General features: G+C 71.1%; 12 protein-coding genes. 7 read left to right on the top strand and 5 right to left on the bottom strand.

Going from position 1 to position 17,620, the window contains the following annotated elements; all coding sequences use genetic code 11:
* Positions 1-131 precede the first annotated feature (131 nt).
* The gene (locus tag AB0I72_RS20535) at positions 132-290 is read left to right on the top strand and encodes a hypothetical protein (protein WP_358570989.1); all 159 of its coding nucleotides are present in this window, start codon (positions 132-134) and stop codon (positions 288-290) included.
* Positions 291-353: 63 nt separating this feature from the next.
* Here AB0I72_RS20535 and AB0I72_RS20530 read toward each other — a convergent pair whose 3' ends face one another.
* Positions 354-803 (bottom strand): ATP-binding protein, encoded by a 450-nt coding sequence (locus tag AB0I72_RS20530; RefSeq protein WP_358570986.1) that lies wholly within the window; start codon positions 801-803, stop codon positions 354-356.
* 863 nt (positions 804-1,666) lie between these two features.
* On the opposite strand from AB0I72_RS20530, the gene AB0I72_RS20525 reads away from it, so the two are divergent.
* The 6 genes from AB0I72_RS20525 (at position 1,667) to AB0I72_RS20500 (ending at position 11,161) form a co-directional block, all read left to right on the top strand.
* Positions 1,667-3,292: a family 2 glycosyl transferase gene (locus AB0I72_RS20525; protein ID WP_358570983.1), complete on the top strand. Its 1,626-nt coding sequence runs from the start codon at positions 1,667-1,669 to the stop codon at positions 3,290-3,292.
* Between the two features lie 578 nt (positions 3,293-3,870).
* A complete protein-coding gene (locus AB0I72_RS20520; protein WP_358570980.1) occupies positions 3,871-4,851 on the top strand; it encodes an ABC transporter permease in 981 nt (326 codons plus the stop codon).
* Positions 4,852-4,930: 79 nt separating this feature from the next.
* On the top strand, positions 4,931-5,842 hold the full coding sequence (locus AB0I72_RS20515; protein ID WP_358570977.1) for an ABC transporter permease: 912 nt from the start codon (positions 4,931-4,933) through the stop codon (positions 5,840-5,842).
* A gap of 12 nt (positions 5,843-5,854) precedes the next feature.
* Positions 5,855-8,056 (top strand): ABC transporter ATP-binding protein, encoded by a 2,202-nt coding sequence (locus tag AB0I72_RS20510; protein WP_358570974.1) that lies wholly within the window; start codon positions 5,855-5,857, stop codon positions 8,054-8,056.
* 71 nt (positions 8,057-8,127) lie between these two features.
* A complete protein-coding gene (locus AB0I72_RS20505; protein WP_358570971.1) occupies positions 8,128-9,855 on the top strand; it encodes an ABC transporter family substrate-binding protein in 1,728 nt (575 codons plus the stop codon).
* Between the two features lie 235 nt (positions 9,856-10,090).
* Positions 10,091-11,161 (top strand): right-handed parallel beta-helix repeat-containing protein, encoded by a 1,071-nt coding sequence (locus AB0I72_RS20500; protein WP_358570968.1) that lies wholly within the window; start codon positions 10,091-10,093, stop codon positions 11,159-11,161.
* Positions 11,162-11,214: 53 nt separating this feature from the next.
* On the opposite strand, the gene AB0I72_RS20495 is transcribed toward AB0I72_RS20500, so the two are convergent.
* The 4 genes from AB0I72_RS20495 to AB0I72_RS20480 all read right to left on the bottom strand — a co-directional run bounded on the left by AB0I72_RS20495 (position 11,215) and on the right by AB0I72_RS20480 (position 17,528).
* Positions 11,215-12,285: a hypothetical protein gene (locus tag AB0I72_RS20495; protein ID WP_358570965.1), complete on the bottom strand. Its 1,071-nt coding sequence runs from the start codon at positions 12,283-12,285 to the stop codon at positions 11,215-11,217.
* Between the two features lie 550 nt (positions 12,286-12,835).
* A complete protein-coding gene (locus AB0I72_RS20490) occupies positions 12,836-13,702 on the bottom strand; it encodes a hypothetical protein (RefSeq protein ID WP_358570962.1) in 867 nt (288 codons plus the stop codon).
* A 66-nt stretch (positions 13,703-13,768) separates the two neighbouring features.
* On the bottom strand, positions 13,769-14,866 hold the full coding sequence (locus AB0I72_RS20485; RefSeq protein ID WP_358570959.1) for a pilus assembly protein TadG-related protein: 1,098 nt from the start codon (positions 14,864-14,866) through the stop codon (positions 13,769-13,771).
* A gap of 241 nt (positions 14,867-15,107) precedes the next feature.
* A complete protein-coding gene (locus AB0I72_RS20480; protein ID WP_358570955.1) occupies positions 15,108-17,528 on the bottom strand; it encodes a glycosyltransferase family 4 protein in 2,421 nt (806 codons plus the stop codon).
* Positions 17,529-17,620: the final 92 nt, after the last annotated feature.

Genomic DNA, 17,620 nt, shown 5'->3' with positions numbered 1-17,620 from the left:
GGCGGTCCGCACACGGTGCGGGGCGCCCGCCCGCCGTCGCCGGGCCCCGCCGGGCGGGCCAGGCTGGTGTTTCACGCGGTCACCGGGGCGTTGATTTGTGCTCTCCGGGCACTCCAGGCAGTCTGCGTCTCATGGACGAATCGAACAAGAGCCTTGACGACCTGGTCCGCGACGAGCTGGGCGAGGAACCGTCCCAGGAGGCCAAGGACTACGCCCGACGACTGTACGAGCGCTTCCGCCTGCCCGCGACCTCCGACACCGGCGGCGCGGACGCGCCCACGACGGAGTGACGGCGACGCACGGATCAGGCGCGGCGGCGTACCGTCGAGACCGTCGGGACTCTCGTCCCGTCCTCAGAGCGGATCGCCGTCGCGCTCCCACACCAACTCGAACCAGACCCTGCGCCCCATGCCGTCGCCGCGGGGCTCGGTGCCCCACGCGCTGGAGAGCGCCTCGACCAGATCCAGGCCCCGACCGTGTTCCTCGGTGTCGTAGGGGTCCCGGTGCTGGGGGCGCGGCGACTCGGCGAGGTTGCCCAGGTCGCGCACCTCGACCCGGGCCCAGCCGGGTGCCTGGTGGACGCAGACCTCGAACTTGCCCGTCGCGCGGCCGGACGCGCTGTGGGTGATGGCGTTGGTGGCGAGCTCGCTGGTGAGCAGGGTCGCCGTGGTCAGCTCCGGGCAGGCCGAGAGCTGGCGCTCGACGAACCGGCGCGCGTAGGCGATCTGGCTCGGCAGGCCCGGGAACCGGCGTCTGACCGGTCGCGTCGCGGTGGAGGTACTGGTCGGGGTGGGCTCTTCCATGGTTTTCGCCGGACGTTGGGACGGACGGGACGTGGGGGGCGAGGTCGGAAACGGGTCCGGCGGTGGGGGAACGGCCCCTGGATCGAGGGCGTGTCGGATGACCAGGGGACCCTGGGCTGCTGTGATATCACACATGGTGGGTTTCACTTCCCGAGGGCGTGTGCGCGGCGGGCGGGGCAAGGTGCGCCGGGCCCTCGTGGCGTCCATGCCCGACGAAGCGGGTCACGGCGCGGAATGGACACACGGATCGGTGCCCCCTGGGTCAGGGAGGGAAGTGGTCTGGTGCCACGGGGCGCGCGGTGTGTGGGGATCGGCGAGTGGAGCGGGGGAAGCCGTGCGGCTCCCCGCTGGGAGGGGGTGGGGCCTAGGGGTGGCCCGTGATGGATGATCATGTTTGGTAAGGGATGTGCCCCACGACACTGGAGGGCGTATTCGCGCTCAGCATACGCTCTGTACCTCCCCCGAAACCCGGTCGGCCTGGCCTGGACAGGATATCCAGCTCTGACCTGGAATAAAGGGGGTTCCGGCCAGGTCGTGACAAGGATCTCGGGCGAGCGGCGGCGGCGTTCCGTGACTGATGGGACGCGCGGGGTTGAGTAACGATTCGATGAAGCTCGTCTGAATTCTGGTGCTTCGCGCGATCTTGCGCCCTGTATGTCCGAAGCGACAGGGTATGTCGCATGGCCTCCCGTCGCCCTCCATCGCCCTCGAACGAGAACCCGCGGCTCCAGCCCTCTTCGCCACCCTCCACCGCGCAGGGGCCGCTTCACGCGGACGTGGGTCTCCCCCAACGGACGCCTGCGGCGCGGTACCCCCACCCGTCCCCTCTGCCTCCTGGTCTGGGGGTCGAGATCGATCGTGCCGTGCGCTTCTCCGACGAGGGCCACGTCCTGGTGGGCGGATGTCCTCCGCGCGCCCTCCGCCTCACGACCGACCAGGTCAGCGCGCTGATCCGCTGGTGGAGCGGAGCTTCGCCCGTCGGCCGCGTCGAACGGCTCCTCGCCCGGCGCCTGGTCGACGCCGGGCTCGCCCATCCGCGGCCCGAGCGTGACGCCGTCCCCGCCGAGCGGGGCACGGTGGACGTGGCCGTCGTCGGCCAGGCCGGGTCCGCGGCCCTGGCCCGTACCCTGGACCACCTCGCCGCCGACCACCCCGCGCTGCGCCCCGTCGTGGTGGGCGCCACCGGCGCGTGCGCGTGGGTCGCGCGGGCCCGTGGCGCCCGGCTCGTCCCGGGTCCGCCCGGGGGAGCGGCCGCCCGGGCCGTCGCGCTCGACGCGTGCTCCGCGCCGCTCCTGGCCTTGCTGGAGGCGGGCGCGCGCCCCGGCCCCGGTTGGCTGGAGGCGGCGCTGGGCCACTTCGCCGACCCCGGTGTGGCGGCCGTCCTGCCGCGCGTGCTGACCGCGCGGCCGAACGCCCCCACGTACGGGGAGATGACGATCGCCGCCGTCGCCGCCGTCCGGGCCGGAGCCGACCGCGGGGCCGACCCGGCCCCGGTCCTGCCGTGGGGCCGCGGAACCGGTGGACGGGGGCTGCCGGGTACGGCCAACGAGCACACCGAGGCCGACCCCCTCAGCCCGGTGAACACCCTGGTCCTGCGGCGGGCGGCCGTCGAGCGCCTCGACCCCGGGTTGGGCGCGGGGGCCGAACTCGACGCGCTCTGGCGGCTGGCGGAACGCGGGTGGTCGGTGCGCTACGAGCCCAGGTCGCGGGTGTGGAACCCCCCGATCACGGACCTGGGCGGGTACCTGCGCGCGTGCTTCGCGCGCGGCGCGGCGGCCGGGCCGCTCGCGCGGAGTCGGCGCGAGCGCGTGGCCGGACCGGACCTCCCCTGGCCGAGCTCGGTCGCTCTCGGCCTGGCCGCGGCCGGACATCCGGCGCTGGCCGCGGGCGCGGTCGCGCTGGGGACGGCGGACACGGCCCGGAGACTGTCCCGGACGTCGCCGGGAACGCTGCCCGAGGCGCTGCGGCTGACCGGGCGGGACCTGGCGTACACCGCCAGGGTGGGCGGCCGCTGGGTCCGGGGGACGTGGTGGCCGGTGCTGGCGGCCGTGGCGGTCGGGGCGGGAGCGGTCGCGCGTCGGCGGTCGGGGACCGGGGAACGGTCGACGCCGGGGGGCCGCCGGGCGGTGTCCCCATCCTCCTCGGTCGGCGTCCGATGCGGAGCACTCCGAGCCGCGAGCCGGTTCGGGCGCGCGCGGTGGATCGCGGCGGCCGCGGGTGCGGCGCTGACGCTGCCGCACCTGGGGGCCTGGCACCGGGGTCGGGGTGTGGCGATGGTGGGCCCGGTGGGCTGGACCGTCCTGGGGATGGCCGGGGACGCCGCGCGTTCCCTGGGCACCTGGTGGGGGGTGGCGAGCTCGGGTTCGCCGGCGCCCCTGACGCCGGGCGCGCGGCCGACGGCGGTGCGGGCGGCACGGTCCTCGGTCCGTCCTCGGGGAGGGGCTCCGGACGTGCGGGAGAGGCCGCTCTCGCTCGTTAGCAGCCGTTAACATTGACTACTCTCAGTGACGATATTCGGTCGCGGTATAAGTACAATTGGTGACTCTCTCTGGAGGGGGAGCGGTGCTCGCGGCGTGCGCCGGGTGGGGCCGGTGACGTGCATGTTTCGAGTATTTTTCGTGGTTTTTTCGTCATTGCACCGTTTTGTGAAGTTTGGCCGATATGGAGGGTCGGCGTCGACCGCTCCATGGTGTACGAGGAAGTTTTCGCAGGTCAGTGTGGTGCATGGTGGCGTAGTGCCGTGTGTCTCTTACTGTGAGTACAAGCCTTGACAATTCGGTTGGTGATTGACCCTCATGAGGGCACCGTTGTCTTTTCTTGATGGAGCGGTGACCTCCGAGTGTCTAGCGGTCCCGCAGACTCTTGACATTCCGGTCACGGACCGTGAATCGGAAGGAAGCGTGTTTCGTCGGTCACTGGGTGTTACCCCGCCCGTGGTCCCGGGATCGCGAACGCTCAGCGGTGGGACCCACCCGAGCGGCGCGCCCCCGGTGCCGCGGACACCCCCGGTGACCAACGGCGGAACTGGTGACGAGCGCCGGGCTCGGTGCGAGGTTCGGAGATAGTTTTGGGCAAGTTCCTGGCCAGGCGGCTGCTGAACTACGTCGTGTTGATCTTTCTCGCGACGAGTTTCGCCTACCTCCTGGCGGCCGCCAACCTGTATCCGCGCGGGTACTTCGAGCAGATGCAGCCACCGCCCTCCCCGGAGGCGGTCAACGTCCAACTCGACGCGCTCAACCTCAACGACCAGACACCCATCGCCCAGCGCTACGTCACCTGGATGAGCGGTGTCGTCGTCGGAGACTTCGGCCAGACCATCCAGGGCGGTGACGTCACCGAGGAGATGTGGATGAAGGCCGGGGTCACCCTGCGCCTGATCACCGTCGCCACCATCCTCGGCAGCGCCATCGGCATCGCCGTGGGCGCCTACGCCGCCGTCCGGCAGTACCGCAGATTCGACAAGGTGTCGACGGCCGCCGCGTTCTTCGTGCTGTCGGTGCCCACCGTCGTGATCGCGCTCGCCGTCCAGGTCGGGGCCAACGGCATCAACGACCTCCTCGGGTTCCAGCTGCTGCGCTACTCCGGTGAGTACTCGGCGGGCTTCCAGGGCAACGGATGGGAGCTGCTGCTCAACCGGATCCACCACGCGATCCTGCCCACGTTCGTGCTGGCGGTCGCGCTGTTCGCCGCCTTCGCCCGGTACCAGCGGAACATGATGCTGGACGTGCTCGGCTCCGACTTCGTCCGCACGGCGATGGCCAAGGGGCTCACCCGCAGAGCGGCCCTGTTCAAGCACGCCCTGCGCACCGCGCTCATCCCCACCATCACCTACTTCACGTTCACCTTCGGCGCCCTGGTGTCCGGTGCGACCTTCACCGAGAAGATCTACGGCTGGCACGGCATGGGCGCCTGGCTGATCGACTCCATCTTCAGCCAGGACGTCCACGTCGTGGCGGCCGTCTCCTGGTTCATGGCGATCACGATCATGGCGGCGTCCTTCCTCTCGGACATCCTCTACGCCTGGCTCGACCCGAGGGTGCGGGTCTGACCGTGACACCGACCCCGCACCCGCCCATCAGCCACGTACCACCCCGCACCCACGCGGCATCCCTGCTGGAGACCACGCCATGAGCACGACCCACGTGAGCAAGGAGCCCCTGGAGGCACCGACCGTGCCCCCGGCTCCCAACCGGCTCAAGGACCTGGGCCGCCAACTCCTCGGGACCCGGCGCGTCATCGTCGGCCTCGTCCTGCTCGCGCTCCTCGCGCTGTTCGCCTTCGTCGGCCCGCTGCTCAGCGGTTGGGAGGTCGGTGAGCGCGACTTCACCGACATGCTCGGCGCGCCGTCCCCCGAGCACTGGATGGGGACCAACGAGACGGGCCAGGACATCTTCACCCGGACCACGGCGGGTCTGCGCAAGTCCCTGCTGATCGGTCTGCTCGTCGCCGTGATCACGACGGGGTTCGCCGCACTGGTCGGCTCCTTCGCGGGCTACTTCGGCGGTCTCGTCGACAAGGGACTGATGTGGGTCGCCGACCTGGCCCTGGTCCTGCCCAACTTCGTCATCCTCGCCATCCTGTCCACCCACTTCGCCGGAAACGGCGGCTGGTTCGTCCTGGTCATCCTCCTGGCCGTGTTCAGCTGGATGGTCACCTCCAAGATGGTCCGGGGCATGACCATCTCGCTGCGCGAACGCGAGTACATCCACGCCGCCCGCTTCATGGGCGTTCCCCCGCACCGGATCATCCTGCGCCACATCCTGCCGAACATGTCCTCCCTGCTCATCGCGGACGCCACCATCATGGTCAGCGCCGCGATCATCGGGGAGACCGCGCTCAGCTACTTCGGCCTGGGCGTCCAGGCGCCCGACGTCAGCCTCGGCGTCGTGATCGCCGCCGGTTCGCGGTTCGCCACCACCGCCTGGTGGATGTTCGCGTTCCCCGCGATGCTGCTGGTCGTGATGGTGCTGGCCGTGAACATGATCGGGGACGGGCTGCGCGACGCCCTCGACCCGTCGTCCAAGTCGCGCCGGTCCTAGGGGGAGACACACATGAGCACCGACACCGTGACGACCACCGACGCCACGAGCGCCGAGCGCGGCGACGACGCCCCCGTCCTGGAGGTCACCGACCTCACCGTCACCTTCCCCGGCCTGAACAACAACCCCGACGTGTACGCCGTCCGCGGCGTCAGCTACGCGGTGCGCCGAGGCGAGGTGCTGGGCATCGTCGGCGAGTCCGGCTCCGGCAAGTCCGTGTCCTCCATGGCGGCGATGGGGCTGCTGCCCGACCACGCGAGGATCACCGGGTCGGTCCGCCTGCACGGTGAGGAGATCCTGGGTCTGGACGACCGTGTCATGGCGCGCAAGCGCGGCCGGGTCATCTCCATGGTCTTCCAGGACCCGCTGTCCGGCCTCACGCCCGTGTACACGGTCGGCGACCAGCTCGCCGAGGCCGTGCTGGTCCACGCCCCGAAGACGTCCAAGGACAGGGCGAGGGCGCGGGCGGTCGAACTCCTCGAACTGGTCGGCATCCCCAACCCCGAGCAGCGGTACCGCTCGTTCCCGCACGAGTTCTCCGGCGGTATGCGCCAGCGCGTCATGATCGCGATGGCGATGGCCAACGACCCCGACGTCATCATCTGCGACGAGCCCACGACGGCCCTGGACGTCACCATCCAGGCGCAGATCCTGGAACTGCTGCGCACCGCCCAGCGGGAGACCGGCGCGGCGATCGTGATGATCACCCACGACCTCGGCGTGGTCGCCGGGTTCGTCGACCGCGTCCTGGTCATGTACGCGGGTCGACCCGTCGAGATGGGCACCGTCGACGAGATCTACTACGGCAGCCGGATGCCGTACACCATGGGCCTGCTGGGCGCCGTGCCGCGGATGGACCTCGACCGGCAGGGCGCGCTCGTCCCCATCAAGGGGACCCCGCCCTCGCTGTCGGACCTGCCGCCGGGCTGCCCCTTCGCGCCCCGGTGCCCGATCGCCCAGCCCGAGTGCGAGCTCGCCGAGCCCGACCTCCTGCCGATCGGCGATCAGCCCTCCGCGGAGGTCATCCGAGCCGTCCACGAGGGCACACCCGCCCCCGACTCCGAAGGTGTCCACGACACCGGGGTGCAGCGGTCGGCGTGCGTGCGTTCGGGCGAGATCGCCGCGAACGAGTGGACGGCCCGGGACATCTACCCGGTGCCGGAGATCCCCGACACCCCCGTCTCCTCCGTGCGCCGGGACGACCGGGCCGAGATGCTGCGGGTCGACGGCCTGACCAAGCACCACCCGCTCACCAAGGGCACCGTGTTCCGGCGTCGTGTGGGCACCGTCTACGCCGTGGACGGGATCGACTTCGACATCCGCGAGGGTGAGACCCTCGCCCTGGTCGGCGAGTCGGGCTGTGGCAAGTCCTCCACTCTCATGGAGATCATGGGGCTGGAGCGGCCCCAGGGCGGCACGATCGAGGTCATGGGTCAGAACACGGCCGGACTGAGCCGGTCCGCCCGGTTCGCCCTGCGGCGGGACATGCAGATCGTGTTCCAGGACCCGATGAGCTCGCTCGACCCGCGCATGCCGGTCTTCGACATCATCGCCGAACCGCTGCGCACGCACGGAGGGTCCCCCTCCGAGGTCACTCGGCGGGTGTACGAACTCATCGACCTGGTCGGCCTCAACACCGAGCACGCCACGCGCTTCCCCGCCGAGTTCTCCGGCGGCCAGCGCCAGCGCATCGGCATCGCCCGTGCCCTGGCCCTGGAACCCAAGCTGCTGGTCCTGGACGAGCCGGTCTCCGCCCTGGACGTGTCCATCCAGGCGGGCGTGGTGAACCTCCTGGAGGAGCTCCAGGCCCGGCTCGGTCTCGCCTACCTGTTCGTGGCGCACGACCTGTCCGTGGTGCGGCACATCGCCGACCGCGTCGCCGTCATGTACCTGGGCCGAATCGTGGAGATCGGCGACACGCACTCGATCTACACCCAGCCCTCGCACCCCTACACCCAGGCGTTGCTGTCCGCCATCCCCATCCCCGACCCGGAGAAGGAACGGGCACGCACGCACATCGTCTTGGACGGAGACCTGCCCAGCCCCGCCAACCCCCCTTCGGGTTGCAGGTTCCGGACCAGGTGCCAGAAGTTCATCACGCTCTCCGATCACGAACAGGAGCAGTGCATGACGGTCGAGCCGCAGATCCTGCCCACCAACGGTGGCGACCAGGGTGCTGCCTGCCACTTCGCCGAGGGGCGGCAGGTCGTCTGACGACGGTCCGACACGGCACGGCCAGCGCCACCCCGCGCGCTGGCTCTATCACCCCTGAGAGGAAGATCCCCATGCGAATCGGGAAGGCGCGTTACCTCGCCCCCGTCGCCGTCCTGGTGATGGTCGCCAGCGCGTGCGGCGGAGGCGGTGGCGACGAGAACGACACCGAGCAGGCCCAGGAGGAGCTGGCGGCGCTACCCGCCCAGGACCTCAACCCCGCCCCCAGAGAGGACCTGGAGGACGGCGGCGACTTCGTCTGGGCCATCAGCGGATACTACGAGCAGCACAACATGGCGCACACCCAGGGCAACCTGGCCGACGTGCGCCGCATCTCCGCCGCCGTTCTGCCGAACGCGTTCCGCTGGGACGCCGAGGGTCTGCCCGAGCCGATCACCGAGTACGTCCAGGACGCCCAGGTCAGCGAGGACGGCCTCGAGGTCACCTACGAGCTGAACCCGGACGCGGTGTGGTCCGACGGCGAGCCGATCACCTCGGCCGACTACGAGGCCCAGTACCTCACCTGGTCGGGCGAGCGCGATGGCGAGTTCGAGATCGGCTCCACCACGGGGTACGACCTGGTGGAGGAGTTCGTCGAGGGCGACGACGAGTACTCGTTCACCCTGGTCTTCGCCGAGCCCTACGCGGAGTGGCCGTCCTTGTTCTCCCCGCTGTACCCGGCGGAGTACATGGAGGACGAGGAGCTCTTCGAGGAGGGCTACTTCAACGACTACCCGGTCACCGCGGGCCCGTTCGGCGACGTGGAGTTCGACGCCACCACCGAGCGCATCACCGTGAACCGGAACGAGGACTGGTGGGGCGAGCCCGCCAAGCTGGACCGGATCATCTTCGACTCCATGGCGATCGACGGCATGGCGACCGCCTTCGACAACGGTGAGATCGACGGCTTCTATCTGGGCTACGACGCCGCGGGCTTCAACCTGCTGCGCGACCGCGAGGGCAACGGCGCCTACTTCACCCGCGCCGTCAACCACGGCCACCGCTTCGTCTCGGTCAACGCCGGCAGCCCGGAACTGGAGGACGTGCGCGTCCGCCAAGCCCTGGCCCTGGGCATCAACACCGACACGCTCGCCGAGGCCGCGCTCGGCCCGATCGAGTGGCCGATCACCGGCCAGGTCAACCGCCTGCTCCGTTCGACCCAGTACGGCTTCGAGGACAACAGCGGTGAGCTCGGTGGCTACGACCCCGACCGCGCCCGCGAGCTGCTCGACGAGGCCGGGTGGGCCCTGGAGGAGGGCGCTGAGTTCCGCACCAACGAGGACGGCGACACCCTCACGCTGACCTGGGTGGCCTCCGACGACTTCACCCTGGCGCAGAACGAGGCCGACATCGGCCGCGAGATGCTCGCCGAGATCGGCGTCGAGGTCGACGTCCAGCAGGTGCCGGGCAACGCCCTGTTCCCCGAGTACATCGTTCCCGGCAACTACGAGCTGGCCACCTTCGTGCTCGTCGGCTCCAACCCCTACGCCGGTGACGCCTCGGGCAACTACGGCGGCCCGGTGAGCGGCGAGGGCGAGGACGCGGACTGGGGCAACAACCTCAGCTTCCACTCCACCCCGGAGATCAACGACATGTTCGACGAGCTCCAGGCCGCGACCGACCCGGACCGCTACGCCGAGATCGCCAACGAGCTCGACGCCGCCATCTGGGAGGAGGTCCTGACCATCCCCATGTTCGAGCGCCCCGGGCTCTACGTGCTGGACGAGACCCTGCACAACTGGGGCGAGTTCGGTTTGGCCTCCGGCTACGTCTACGAGGACATCGGCTGGGCCGCCGAGTAGGCACGTGACCGCCGAGACACGGTGAGCACCCGGGCGTCGGCCCCCGAGAGGGGGTCGGCGCCCGTCGCCGTGGGGTCACCGGACGCGTGGTCAGCGCGCTGGGCGGTGGCCGGAGGGAGGTGCCGACCTCGTGCTCCGATCCCCGAGGGGGGCTCGGGTTGGGACTCTCAGCTCGGCTGTGACAGTCTCTTCACGTCCGAGAGACCCCCCGGTTCCGTTCGTTGGAAAGCCCTCGATGAGACTTCACCCCTTCGCCGCCGCGTGCGCGGCGGCGCTGATGTGCGCCGTACTCACCTCGTGTACGAGCGGTGAGGAACCCGCCCAGGACGCCGCCGAACCCCCCGTCGGCGCGGCCGCCGAGCCGGAGGCCGACGCGTCCTCGTCGGGATCGTCCGAGACCGACGGGGCGGACGAGTCGAGTGCGCCGGGGGAGGCCGAGGAGGCGGCGCTGATGCGCACCCCCGTGGGGTGGGCCGCCCAACCGCTGACCACGGGCGGAGACGGGCTTCCGGGCGTCAGCGGAGGCGCGGACGGGGAGACGGTCACGGCCTCCGACACCGACGAACTCGCCGACCTCCTCACGGCCGAGGAACCCCTGACCATCGAGGTGACCGGGGAGATCGACCTCGACGGCACGATGGCGGTGGGCTCCGACAAGACACTCGTGGGCGTCGACGGAGGCGCCGCGCTCACCGGAGGGCGACTCGTCGTCGACGGGTCCACCAACGTCGTCCTGTCCAACCTGGAGATGACCGTCGACGGGACCGCCCTCACCGTTCGGGGCGGCGCACGGCATGTGTGGGTGGACAACTCCACCTTCGAGGGCGGCGACGGGGACGCGCTGGTCTCGGTCACCGGGGGAGCCGATCTCGTCACACTGTCCTGGAACCGCTTCCGCGACGCCGAGGCCGCGGTGGACATCGGGGGCGAGGACGACGAGGCGGGGGCGCTCCGCGTCACGCTGCACCACAACTTCTTCGACGGGACCTCCGACCGGAACCCGCGCGCCCGCAACGCCGAACACGTGCACGTGTTCAACAACTACTTCCGTGACAACGGTGAGTACGGGGTGACCTCGCTCCTCGACGCCAACGTCCTGGTGGAGGGCAACTACTTCGAGGGGACGACCCTGTCGGCGTCAAGTGCGGGAGAGGAGCCCGGAAACCTGGTCACCAGGGGCAACCTGCTCGTCGATTCCGAACAGCCCGAGCTGCGCGGTGAGGTGCCGGACCCGCCCTACGCGTACGAGCCGGACGACACCGTCACCGTCCCCGACCTGGTCATCGAGGGCGCGGGTGCCAGCTGACGGGGTCGAACGCGTGCGCCGTGGGTGTTCCGGCCTGGCGCCGGTGCGGAGTGTCAGCCGAACGAGTGGAACTCGTGGGTCTCGCCGATCCCGTCCCGTGACCGCAGGACGAGTCTTCGCGGGTATCCGAGCTCGTCGATCCACAGTCTGAACTCCGTACCCGCCACCGAGGTGAGCGTGTTGTCGCCCGTCGTGGTGTCGTAGCCGCCCCGCAGGGAGGTGAAGGTGCCGGTGTACAGGTATGTGCTGTGGGCGACCGTCTCCTCCGCGCCGCTCAGCTCCACCCGCTCACGCCCGACGAACGTGAGGTCGGTCGAGGTGGACAACACCTCGCGCAGGTGAGCGGTGGCGAACGCGTTGGAACACAGGTAGCGGTCGGCCTCGTCGGGCGGGTCCAAGACGACCAGACCGGGCACCCCGACGTCAGCGGTCATCACCAGCTGGCCGGCGCTCATCTGGTAGCGGTCGACCCTCGCGCCGTCGGGGGTGCGGAAGACGTGTTCGAACTTCGGGTTCTTCCCCGTGTCGTAGACCACCTGCCCTTCGCCCAGGGTGGACTCGACCACGTCGCTGTCGAGGACCGAGTCGGAGTCGGGGCTCCCCGCGTCGTCCGCCTCCGGGGTACCCCCGTCACCGGACGTCGCGGCGCCCGCGCCGTCCGGTTCCTGAGCCCCGGTGCCCTCCTCCCCGGCCGATGCGGTCCCGTCGGCCCCGGTGGTGCTCCCGCCACTCGACCCCGTGGATCTCGCGGCGTCGGATTCCGTCGTCCCCTCGCCGCCCGACCGTCCCGACGTCTCGATCTCGTACACGGAGAAGGTGATGCGGAACATGGACGCGCTCTCCACGAGCTCTGTGGACACACCGATGAAGGTACCGGCGTCCTCGGGGTCCACACCCTCGACGGACGGCGCCGACGCGACGGTCATGGGTCCCGTGCCGTCGGCGAGGTCCCGGGGGCGGGACCCGTCGCCCACGGCGAGCTTGGTGACCACCCACCCGGTCGCGATCACCGCGAGGCAGACCAGGACCACGGCCAGGGACACCCACCAGTTCGGGCGCGCACCGGCCAGGGGCGGTTCCTGCTCCGGGACGTCCTCGACTGGTGAGGTGTCCGGTATCGACATCGACACGGGCTCGGCCTCGTTTCTGCGGTTCGGTGAACGGCCGGTGCGGCCGCGGGGGGTTACTGCGGACCGTCGTCGCCTGACGCCGGGGTCGTGTGTACGTGGTGTCCGATGTGGTGACCCGTTGTTCTGTTCGATGGTGGCACGGATGGGGAGACCCCCTGCTGCCACGAAACGGTACGTTCCGTGACCGGGACGTGCTCTGGGTAGGCGTCCGAGAACACCGAAGATACGGGTCGGGCCGCGCTCCCGCGGCGTTTCCGTGCACGTCCGTGCCCCTGGTCCACTCCTGGTCCACCTCCGGTCCGGCACGGGTCCGGTCGTCACCCCCGGTGGTCGATCGCTCTCGGTGTCAGGGTTCTGGCCGATTGTGGCCGCGTGTCGGTTCGGGCTTTCGGCCAGCCGTCCTGGGGATTCGTGTCCGACCGCGTCCCCTGCCCCGTGCGCTCCGGCCGCCACCGGACGCACGAGACGGACGATCACCAGTTCGTGCGCGGGCTCCATGGACGCACCCTCCCTCGCGTCGTGCGCACGCCGCACGGATTGACCCTCACTCGAACAGGGGCGGTGACCTTCGGCCGTACCGCCGGATGGTTCGCTGAACGTGACGTCGCTGCTCCTCCGTGCAACGCCAACCACGCGCGGTGAGTTCACCCGCGATCCGGGAGAGCAGGCCGTCCGGACATCGACGCAGGTCGTGGGCGCGGACCGAGAGCACCCGCCAGCCCTGGTCGCGCATCACCGCGTACCGCCACTCGTCCCGGAGCAGGGCGGGCCGGTCGGAGTGGTGCTCGGCGCTGTCGTACTCCAGCGCCACCCGGTACTCGGGCCATCCCAGGTCGGCGCGGAACGTCCCCTCGATGGTCGGCACCGGGCACTGCGGTGTGGCGGCGGGCAGCCGGGCCAGGTCCAGGAGGACCCGGAGGAAGGTCTCCGCCGGGGACTGGCTGCGCTCGGAGCACAGCCGGAGCGCCGACAGCAGACGGTCACGCTGTACCCGGGGTCTGGGACGGTGCGCGGCCCCGCGCAGCTCGGTTCGGCCGACCAGACCTCTCGTGAGGAAGGCGTCCAGTCGCGCCGTGGCCACGAACAGCGAGGGGGCACGGGCCGCGACGTCGCAGGCGGTGCGGACCGGCGTGGTGACCTGGACGCCGTCCACCAGGTCGCGGTCCGAGGCCGGGAGCGGCTCCCGGTGGGGGATGACGGCCTGGCGCCCGACGCCCGCGACGCCCCGGGGTACGGCCACGTGCAGGCGGGACCTGGTGACCCGGGCGCCGCTCGGAAGGAGGTCGACCCCCCAGACGTAGGCGGCCGTGACGTCGCAGGCCACCGCGTCGGCGGAGATCAGCGCCAGAACGGAACGGAGGGTGCGCAGCAGGAGGGAACGGTCGGGGAGCGGTTCATCACGTTGCGTCATACCTCCAGGTTCGAGGGCGGGGCCGTTGGGGACAAGACCCCATCCGAACCTGTGGACAACCGGACCTCAGAGCATGCGCCCCGGACCCGCGGCCAGGTGGATGTGGTCGACGTGGTCCTGGGTGTTGTTCCCCGTGTCCTGGTGGAACCGCCTGACCTGCTCCCACGGTCCCACCGGGTCCCGCGAGGCGTTCCAGATGTGGTGGTCGTAGATGAGTCCCTTGACCCCCAGGGTCCGCGCGTTCTGGATGACCCAGTTGATCACCGTGATCGCCGTGGCGTGCATCTCGGGTGTGGGCGTCGAGCCGAGCCCGGACATCATGTAGTCGACCGCCATCCCCTGGCCGTGGTCGCTGCCGGGCTCGTTGCGCCTGCCCCCCGCCGTCAGGTAGAAACCGCCGAACTCCTCCTGCAGTGTCTCGTGTACGGCGCACATGGTCGGATGCAGCTGACCCAACGAGGGACAGTCCACGATGGCTCCTCCGGAGTAGGCGATGGTGGGGTCGAACCTGAACTGGCCCTCCTGGTCGACGAGGTGGACGTCGATCAGCGCCCGGGCCTCGTCGATGCTCCCGGGGGAGTTCCCGCCGCACGAGACCCCTCCATCGTCCCGGGAGCACTCGTACGGCGGCTCGACGATCGCGATGGCCGCGGCGTTGCCCACGGTCGTCTCGGCCTCCTCCTCCGAGCCGTCGCACACCACGTCGTTCCACGCCCTGGAGCCGTCCTCCGCCAACTCCCGTTGGCACAGGGCGCCGCGCACCTCCACCCGGATGATGTTGCCGCTGCGCCCCATGGAGTTGTCGCTGGCGCGGATGTCGGTGAGCACGGCCCCGTTGGCGCGCGCGTACTCGTCGGCGCGTGCCTCGGCGATCTCCTCGTCGAACCACGGCATCGGGTACTCGCCCGCCAGCAGGTCCTCGGCCGCGCTGTCCTGGAGCGCGCTGGCGGCCGCGAGCGCCGCCGCGTCCGCCGCGGTCTGGGTCTGGGAGCGGGAGTCGTTGGCGGCGCCGACCCGCACGAACAGCACGGTCAGGGCGAGCAGGGCCAGTGTGAGGCCGAAGATGAGCAGGATGTTGGCCTGACCGCGGTCGTCGCGGCCCTGGAGATGGCGGGGGCGTCGCGCGGGAGGCGCCGCGTTCGGGGAGGTCCGTCGCAGTCGCATGACTGATTTCCGTGGGGGAGGGGTCCCGCACCGCGGGCGCGGGGAGACCGGGGCGGTTCGGTCGCGGAGACGCCCCGGGGGTGGGCGGTCCTCCCGCGTAGCTTATCCACCCCTGTCCGTGATCGGTAGGGTCTGTGGACAGCCCGGGAAACGCCCGTGCGGGCCTGGGAGCTGTGCGCGTGCACGACCGCCCGCCCCGAGCGGCGACGCGGGGCGCACGGGCGGCTTCAGGGGTGGCTGATCAGCGCAGACGGCGGTTGATGGCCTCCACCACGTGCACGTCGGCCACGGTGACGGTGAGGTCCCCACCGCCCTGGGGTCCCACGGTCACCGACCGGACGAACGGCCCGTGGCACCAGCGGCGCGCGGTCCGCTGCGGAATCGACCGTGCCCCCACGCGTCCCAGCGCACCCGGCGGCCCCATCAGCAGCCTGAGCTGCCAGACGGCCCGGAGCACCGACGTCGCACCGTACTCGGCACGGTCCAACAGCGGCAGACTCCCGACGAGCCTGCCCCCGGACGAGGTCGCCGTCTCGTGCAGGGGGAACCGCTGGCCCGCGTCACTGCCGCGCACGACCTCCACCGCGCACTCCATGCCTTCGGGCGGAGCCGTGTCCAGGCGGACGTCGAAGTGCAGCCGGTCCCGGTGGCGGCCCACCGGGTGAACCCGGACCTCGTCCACGCCCAGGGTCGGCGCGGCGGGCGACGTGCGCAGCCCCAACCGGTCGTTGACCGTGTAGTACGGCCGGACCCGAGAGCCGTACCCGCGACGGGCCGCCACGTGGTGCGCGGGGTACTGGATGATCCTCTGGTAGCCCGCCACCCCCGTCAGGTGACGCCCCACCGTGTGCTCGGAGCCGTCCGACAGCACCAGGCGCAGCTCCCACTTCTCCGCATCGCCGTGCCGCCCGCGGACCACCGTCTCCGGGTCGATGACACCGGTGAAGTGCCCGTCGGCCGCCACCGGGGCCGAGAACTCCCGCAGGACCCTGGGAGCCGCCCGGTCGCGCACCGCGAGGCGGGCCCGGGCGTCGGCTCCCCGGCGTCCGACGACCCTCCCCTGCACGGTGATCAGGCCGTCGGCGACCTCCACGTGCTCGACCTCGGCGTGCCGCGCCGCCCGTCGCACGTGGAGGACGAGCCGCCCCTTCGGCGATCGGTCGGGGAGCACCAGGCACAGGCGGTCCACGTCACCGGCGGAGAGCGGGTACCCGTCCTGACGGATCTCCAGATCGAGGATCGGCGCCTCCCGACCGCCGTCCACGCGCAGCACGTCCCAGGTGCGCGTCGACAGGTGGTCCGCGTCGGCGTCCACCACGACGTTCCCGTCCTCGTCGGGGGCCAGCGTCACGCGTTCGCCGGGCCGCTCCAACACGAGCTGCTCCGGCGGGTGCGTGAAGGACAGCACCGCCCGCCCGTCCGCCGCGGACGCCCGCACGCGGCACGCGGCGGGGGGCTCGGGCCGGGACGCGGGAACCAGCGACGCGGTGGGCAGCCGCTCCCCGGACAGGTGGGCGAACAGGCGCTCGTGCTCGCGCACCACGTTGGCCGGATCGAACCGGACCGAGTCGGCCAGCGCGGCGCGGGACATCCGGTCGCGCAGCCCGTCGTCGGCCATGAGCTCCGCCAGGCCCTGCGCGATGCCCTGGACGGACCGGTTCGGCACCAGGATCCCGTCCTCACCGTGGCGGATGATGGCCGCGGGGCCGTGCGGACAGTCGGTGCTCACGACCGGGAGCCCCGACCGCATCGCCTCCACGATCGTCATCCCGAACGGCTCCTCGCTGGAGGTCACGGCGGCGAACGCCCCCTGTGCCCACGCCTCCTCGACCCTCGGGTGCGGTCCCATCAGCCACACACGGTCCTGCAGGCTCAGAGAACCCACGAGTCGGGCCAGGGTGTCGCGCAGACCGCCGCGCCCGTAGATGCGCAGCGTCCAGCCGGGAAACTCGTCGCACACCATGGAGAAGGCCTGCACCAGCAGGTCGTGGCGTTTGCTGGGGGCCAGTCGGCCCGCGGCGACGATCGTGCGCGAGTCGTGGCCGTCGGCGGTGAAGTGCGGGGCGGGCACGGCGTTGGGGATGGACAGGATCTCGACCCCGGGAAGCGGCATGCGGACGGCGTAGGTGCGCGCGTCGGCCTCGGTGACGGTCACGAACGCGTCCAGGTTCGGGTACTCCAGCTCCATGACCCGGCGCAGCGGGAGCGAGTGCTGTTCGTAGGTCAGGTGCTCCTGGCCCACCTTCACGACGTGGGAGGGGGCCGCGCGGGCGATCGCGACGTTGAGGCCGGGTCGGGTGCCCACCACGACGTCGGCGTCGGTGGTGGCGAGGAACTCCTCGAGCCGGTCGTCGGTGAGCCGGCTGTGGGCGGCTCCGCGGGTGTCCTCCGGGGGGAACAGCAGCGGTGGCAGCCCGGCCCTCTCCGATCCTTCGTACAGCGGACGCCCGCCGACCCCCGTGGCGCCGGAGTGCTGGCGCACGTCGACGAGGGGCCGCAGACGGACCTGGGCGGGGACGGGCAGGGCGGGTTCGGCGCGGTGCCGGAACACCGAGACGATCTCGACCTCGTGCCGCGCGGACAGCGCCGCCGCCTGGTTGGCGACCGTGCGGACGGTGCCGCCGATGCCGTACATGTCGTTGATCAGATAGGCGATCTTCACCGCTTCCCCCGAGGTGTCCGTGTCCCCACCGTGCTCCGCCGTCCCGGTTTCGGACGCTTCCGTGGACGCGTGAACAGAACCCGACCGCGGTC

The sequence above is a fragment of the Nocardiopsis sp. NPDC049922 genome (assembly GCF_040660275.1).
Classification (GTDB): Bacteria; Actinomycetota; Actinomycetes; order Streptosporangiales; family Streptosporangiaceae; genus Nocardiopsis.
This window is presented reverse-complemented; position numbering and strand designations above follow the sequence as displayed.